5 protein-coding genes are annotated in these 6,233 nt (G+C 42.6%); all 5 read left to right on the top strand.

The window, feature by feature from the left end; all coding sequences use genetic code 11:
* The first annotated feature begins 207 nt into the window (after positions 1–207).
* Positions 208–891, top strand: coding sequence for a phosphoribosylaminoimidazolesuccinocarboxamide synthase (locus AC1U9U_RS06145; protein ID WP_479959672.1), 684 nt, complete (start codon positions 208–210; stop codon positions 889–891).
* Positions 892–1,103: 212 nt separating this feature from the next.
* Positions 1,104–1,826 carry a hypothetical protein gene (locus AC1U9U_RS06150; protein WP_479959673.1) on the top strand — a complete coding sequence of 241 codons (723 nt, stop codon included), beginning with the start codon at positions 1,104–1,106 and terminating at the stop codon, positions 1,824–1,826.
* 227 nt (positions 1,827–2,053) lie between these two features.
* Entirely contained in the window at positions 2,054–4,696 is a 2,643-nt protein-coding gene (locus AC1U9U_RS06155; RefSeq protein WP_479959674.1) for an NYN domain-containing protein, read from the top strand.
* 20 nt (positions 4,697–4,716) lie between these two features.
* The gene (locus tag AC1U9U_RS06160) at positions 4,717–5,487 is read left to right on the top strand and encodes an ADP-ribosylglycohydrolase family protein (protein WP_479959675.1); all 771 of its coding nucleotides are present in this window, start codon (positions 4,717–4,719) and stop codon (positions 5,485–5,487) included.
* A 74-nt stretch (positions 5,488–5,561) separates the two neighbouring features.
* A partial coding sequence (locus AC1U9U_RS06165) for a transposase (RefSeq protein WP_479959676.1) occupies positions 5,562–6,233 on the top strand: 672 nt, incomplete at its 3' end.

Here is a 6,233-nt window from a genome sequence, read left to right on the forward strand (position 1 = left end):
CGGCGGGAATTTTTGGTATAATATCCTGAAAAAATATTTGGCGGGAAAAGCTGTCTAAAACTCATGATAATTAGGAACTTATTATTGTACGAAAATATTTTAACGATAGTTTTCTTTATCGATAAAAATTATTGTGGTAATATAACATTGACGGGACAAGCCTAATAACTAGAGCTTTAAGTTATTTTTAATTAAGGGGTGGCGAAATTGGAAAAGATCTACACTGGAAAAACCAAGGATGTCTATCGTCTAGAGGATGGGAATTATCTCTTAAAATTTAAAGATGATGTTACCGGTACAGATGGTGTTTTTGATCCTGGTGCTAATACTGTAGGGTTATCTATTGAAGGGGCTGGCAAAGCCGGGCTTAGGTTAACTCAGTTCTTTTATGAAAAGATCAATAAAGCCGGGATACCAACTCATTATTTAAGCGCGGATATTGAGCAAAACACTATGACGGTACAGCCGGCAAAAATGTTTGGGCAGGGTGTAGAAGTTATTTTACGCTATAAGGCAGTGGGTAGTTTTCACAGAAGATATGGAAAGTATTGCAATGTAGGGGATCCACTAGACGGCTATGTGGAGGTTACCTTGAAAGACGATGATCGCAATGACCCCCTGATAACTGATGATGCTCTTGAGATGTTGGGAATTATGACTAAAGACGAATATAAGACCCTGGTCGGGTTAACCAAAAAAATTGGCGAACTCGTTAAAGGTGAACTGGCTAAAAAAGACTTAGAGCTCTACGATATTAAGTTTGAATTTGGCAGAGTAGGGCAAGACAATCATGTGGCCTTGATCGATGAAATTTCCGGCGGAAATATGCGTGCCTATCGGGGTGAACAATATATTGAACCCCTTGAGTTAGAAAAAATCATATTGGAATAGGAAATTAGCAAGAGGAGATGGTCCCTACGGGGTCCATCTTTTTTTATTGGCTTTTTGTAATGTCTATTAATAAAAAAACTTTAAAAACGTACTGATTATTTCTAATGTAATAGAGGTTAACGGGAGATGGTGTAGAATTATATATCAAGCAATTAAAATGGGTTCTCTTAAATAGGATTTGTGCAATATTATTTTGAAAGGAAGTAATGCCAATGGAGCAGGATGTGAAACCTTTTGAGAAATTTTTTTCCGGAAGTCATCTGATTCTAGGCGAAGCCGGATCCGGAAAAACAAAATTAATATGGTCTATCCTTCAGGACAGAGAGTATGTCAAGGAGAATTCTATCAACATTGTTCTTACAGACTCTGAGAAGAGGATGTGGGATGAGCCTTGCCAAACTCCCATTACAATTATAAACAGTTATGATCCGGATATTTCTTGGGCTACTAATCCTAGCAAGCCTGGTATTTATTACTGTGCTTGTGATTATGCTCCAAGAATTATTACTTTTTTGGAGTGTTTGGCTACCTGGGCAATTCAGAATCAAGCTAAGATCGAGCAGAAAGTACGTATATTCATTGATATTGCTTCGAAAACATGGACACTGCCTGAATTTTGCGAACAAGTGGCCAGACTGCATTATATTGCAGCCAGTATGGAAGAAGATTCGCCTCTTGAGATTTGGGTCGTGCTCGGTAATCTTAAGAAACTGACCAATCAGGCCAAATCTATCTTTGCCTGCATCAATCTCATCCTGATGAATCCGATTTCTCCGGCCTGGCTTGAAGATCTCAAAGCAATAATTGGCTCGAAATGTGGAAATCTTCGTGAAAAATTAGATAGCATTCAAGATGGAGAAAAAGGAGGGTATTATTACGCTCCCTGTAATGATGAGGATCTCTATTTTCACCCTCTAGGACCTGTTGGAGTCTGACTTTTTGTTGAAATGAAGATATGAAGAAAACCCTCGGTAATACCAACCCCTTGGTAATGCCGGGGGTTATTTTTCCCCTTTTTGCTTGATTCGTTTATCCATTATTGCAATTAGGTAAATTGTTAAATGCCAAACTTGCTGGTATCATAATAATTGTAGAATGGTACTTAGGCTTAATCGGCCCAGGATTATTATAGTGAGCAAAAATGAAGGATTTGGAATAAATTATGAATAAATTTGTCATTGGCATTTTGGCTCATGTAGATGCGGGTAAGACCACCTTATCAGAGAGTATGCTTTATTTGAGCGGGAAAATCGGCAAACTGGGCAGAGTAGATAATAAGGATGCTTACTTAGATACCTACGAGCTGGAGAGAGCGAGAGGGATCACCATTTTCTCTAAGCAGGCGGTGTTTGCCATAGGGGAAACTCAGATTACCTTACTGGATACACCGGGACACGTAGATTTTTCGGCGGAAATGGAAAGAACCCTTCAGGTACTGGATTATGCCATATTAGTGATAAATGGTGCCGATGGGGTACAGGGGCATACCAAAACTTTATGGCGGCTACTTCAGATCTATCAGATACCGGTTTTTTTGTTCGTTAACAAGATGGATCAGATCGGGACGGATAAAGACAAGTTGCTGAAGGAATTGAAAAAGCACTTAAGTGACGGCTGTATTGAATTTAGCCAAGTCCAGACTGAGGGTTTTTGCGAACAACTGGCCATGTGTGAAGAGAAATTGCTGGAGACCTATTTGGAAACAGGACATATTGAAACTCTTCAGATAAAAAAAGCTATCTGGGAGCGCAAAATTTTTCCCTGTTACTTTGGCTCTGCCTTAAAATTAGAAGGCGTTGAACAATTTATCCAAGGCCTTGATGAATATACCCTGATTCCTTCTTACCCTGAAGAATTTGGGGCTAAAATCTTCAAAATTTCCAGAGACGATCAAGGGAACCGTCTTACCCACATGAAGGTTACCGGTGGAAGTCTTAAGGTTAAAGATGTTTTATCGAATAATAGCTGGAAAGAGAAAGTGAATCAAATTCGTATCTATTCCGGTAAAAAATTTGAGACTGTGAGCGAGGTAGGAGCTGGGGCTGTCTGTGCTGTAACCGGACTTAGCCAAACCAGGCCGGGAGAAGGTCTAGGGATAGAAGAGGCTTCCGACACACCGATATTAGAACCGGTGCTCTCCTATCAGATCATTCTGCCGGAGGGCTGTGATCCAAGAGTGATGCTGCCAAAGTTACGTCAGATCGAAGAAGAGGAGCCGGAACTGCAGATTGTCTGGGATGAGCAGTTGCAGGAAATTCAGGCTCAGATTATGGGAGAGGTGCAGATCGAAATCCTGCAAAGCCTCATCCAAAGCCGTTTTGGTGTTGAGGTGGCTTTCGATGCCGGTAGAATTGTCTATAAAGAGACCATTGCTAACGTTGTAGAGGGAGTAGGGCATTTTGAACCTTTGCGCCATTATGCGGAGGTTCACTTACTAATGGAGCCGAATGAGCCGGGGAGCGGTCTGCAGTTTGGAGTGGAGTGCAGTGAAGATATCTTAAGTAAAAACTGGCAAAGACTTATTTTATCCCACCTGGAGGAAAAGACTCATTATGGAGTTCTCACCGGGTCGGCGATAACCGATCTGAAAATCACCTTAGTTTCCGGGCGGGCCCACAATAAGCATACCGACGGCGGTGATTTCCGAGAGGCTACCTACCGGGCAGTGCGCCAGGGATTAAAGGAGGCTGAGTCCATACTGTTGGAGCCTTATTATGCCTTTGAGCTGGAATTGCCGGAGAAAATGGTCGGCAGAGCGATGACGGATATTGAGAAAATGCACGGTACCTGCACCATAAGCGAGACCAACGGCGAAATCGCGGTGCTTGTGGGAAGTGCCCCGGTTGCTACCATGCGGAATTATCAGAAAGAGGTAGTTGCCTATACTAAAGGACTGGGCAGGCTTTTTTGCAGTCTGAAAGGGTATGAACCCTGCCATAACACTGAAGAGGTCATAGCAAGTATGGGTTATGATTCAGAGAGGGATACAGAAAATCCGACAGGCTCAGTGTTTTGTGCCCACGGGGCCGGCTTTTTGGTGGAATGGTATGCCGTAAAAGACTACATGCATCTGGAAAGCTATTTTTCGAAGAAAGCGGATTCGGCCGGCGTTACCGCTCCCCATCAGGCCTCATACACAGAAGAGCGGTGGATCAGCCCAGAGGAGATTGACCGAATTATCAATAACACCTTTTATGCCAATCAAGGGAAAAAGTCTGTCTGGAAAAGACGTAAAACAGCCCGGGACAGCTATTATGAAGCGGCTGCTTATGCGGCCAACCGGCAGGAAAATAAAGAAGAGTATCTCCTTGTGGACGGCTATAATATCATTCATGCCTGGCCGGAACTGAAAGAACTCGCCGATGAGAATATGGACGGTGCCAGAATTAAGTTACAGGATATTCTCTGTAATTACCAAGGAATTCGTAAGTGCCGGATTATTGTTGTATTTGATGCTTATCTGGTTCAGGGGCATGTAGAGGAAATCATGGACTATCATAATATTCATGTGGTATATACGAAAGAAGCTCAAACCGCCGATCAATATATTGAAAAGTTTGCCCACGATAATCAAAAAAAATATAACATAACAGTAGCGACCTCGGACGGTCTGCAGCAGATCATTATCAGGGGAGCGGGATGCGGCTTATTATCAGCTCGTGACCTGAAGACTGAGGTGGACAGTTCTATTGAAAGAAATAAGCAGGAATATCAGGAGATGCAGGTAAATGTGCGTAATCACTTGATTGATGCCTTGTCTCCGGCCGCTAAGGCGCAGGTGGAGGAAGCTAAGAGAAAGCTTTAGAGGGAGGGGAGCAAGAAATTATGCTTGGTGCAATTATTGGTGATATTGTCGGTTCGGTTTATGAATGGAATAACATCAAGATTAAGGAATTTCCTCTTTTTAGCTTGGAGTGTTTTTTTACCGATGATACGGTGATGACTTTGGCAGTTGCCGAAGGTTTGCTGAATGGCGGCAGTCCGACAGCCTTTATCCAAGCCATGAAAAAATATGGCCGTATGTATTCAGCTGCTGGTTACGGCGGTCGTTTTAACAGTTGGCTGTTTTCCGAGGATACTGATCCCTATAATAGCTGGGGAAACGGTTCGGCTATGCGGGTTTCACCGGTAGCTTGGTTCTTTGATACCCTTACGGAGATTGAGCAATATGCCAAAATCTGTGCGGCTGTGACCCATAATCATCCAGAAGGCATTAAGGGTGCCCAAGCAACCGCTGCGGCCATTTTTCTTGCCCGGGAAGGAAAAACCAAGGACGAGATTAAGGCTTATGTAGAAGGAAAATATGGTTATGATTTGAGCCGAACCCTCGAGGATATACGCCAGAATTATGAATTTAATGAGAGTTGTCAGGAAACTGTCCCCGAAGCAATCACGGCATTTCTGGAAAGCGTGGATTTCGAGGATGCCATCAGAAATGCTGTTTCCCTTGGTGGAGACAGTGACACCCTTGCCGCCATAACCGGCAGCATAGCTGAGGCTGCTTACGGAGTACCGGCAGAAATTGTGAATAAAGCCTTATCGTTCCTTGATGATAGCTTGCTAACTGTATATAAGCGCTTTTCAGAAAAGCATTGACAAGGGTGTCAAGGGGACGGGGGTATTGACAACTTTTTAGTGATAGGATAACCTCTTATTGGAGGTGGTAAAAAATGCCGAGGCAAGCGAGAAAAAAGGGTGAAAGCGGAATTTATCATATCCTAATGAGAGGGATAAACCGGCAGGTCATTTTCGAGGATGACGAGGATTTCACTAGGTTCACTCAAACTTTAGGTAAGTATAAGGAGCAAAGTGGCTACGAACTATATGCTTATTGCCTCATGGATAACCACGTTCATCTACTTCTCAAAGTCGGTCAAGAGCCATTGGAACAGATCATGCGTCGTATCTGTGCAAGTTACGCTATTTGGTACAATAAAAAATACCAGCGAGTAGGTTATTTATTTCAAGATAGGTTCAAAAGTGAAGTAGTAGAAGATGATAGGTACTTTTTAACTGTACTTAGGTATATTCATCAAAATCCAATAAAGGCTGGCCTAGTAGGAAATGCCGATGAGTTTAAGTGGAGCAGTATGGGTGAATATATAGGTAAACCCAGTATTGTTGATATTACTTTCCCCCTAGGATTCTTCGGCAAAGAAAGAGAGAAAGCATTGGAGAGCTTTAGACAATTTTGTAAGATAACCAATGATGATCGTTGTTTGGAGATGGAATATAAAAGCCGGATTTCAGATAGTGATGCAAGGGCCCTAATTATTGAGATTTTCCAGCTGGAAAACCCATTTGAATTGCAGGGCTATGAAAGAGCTTCAAGGGATAAATGC

The sequence above is a fragment of the Desulfitobacterium sp. genome, assembly GCF_982384815.1.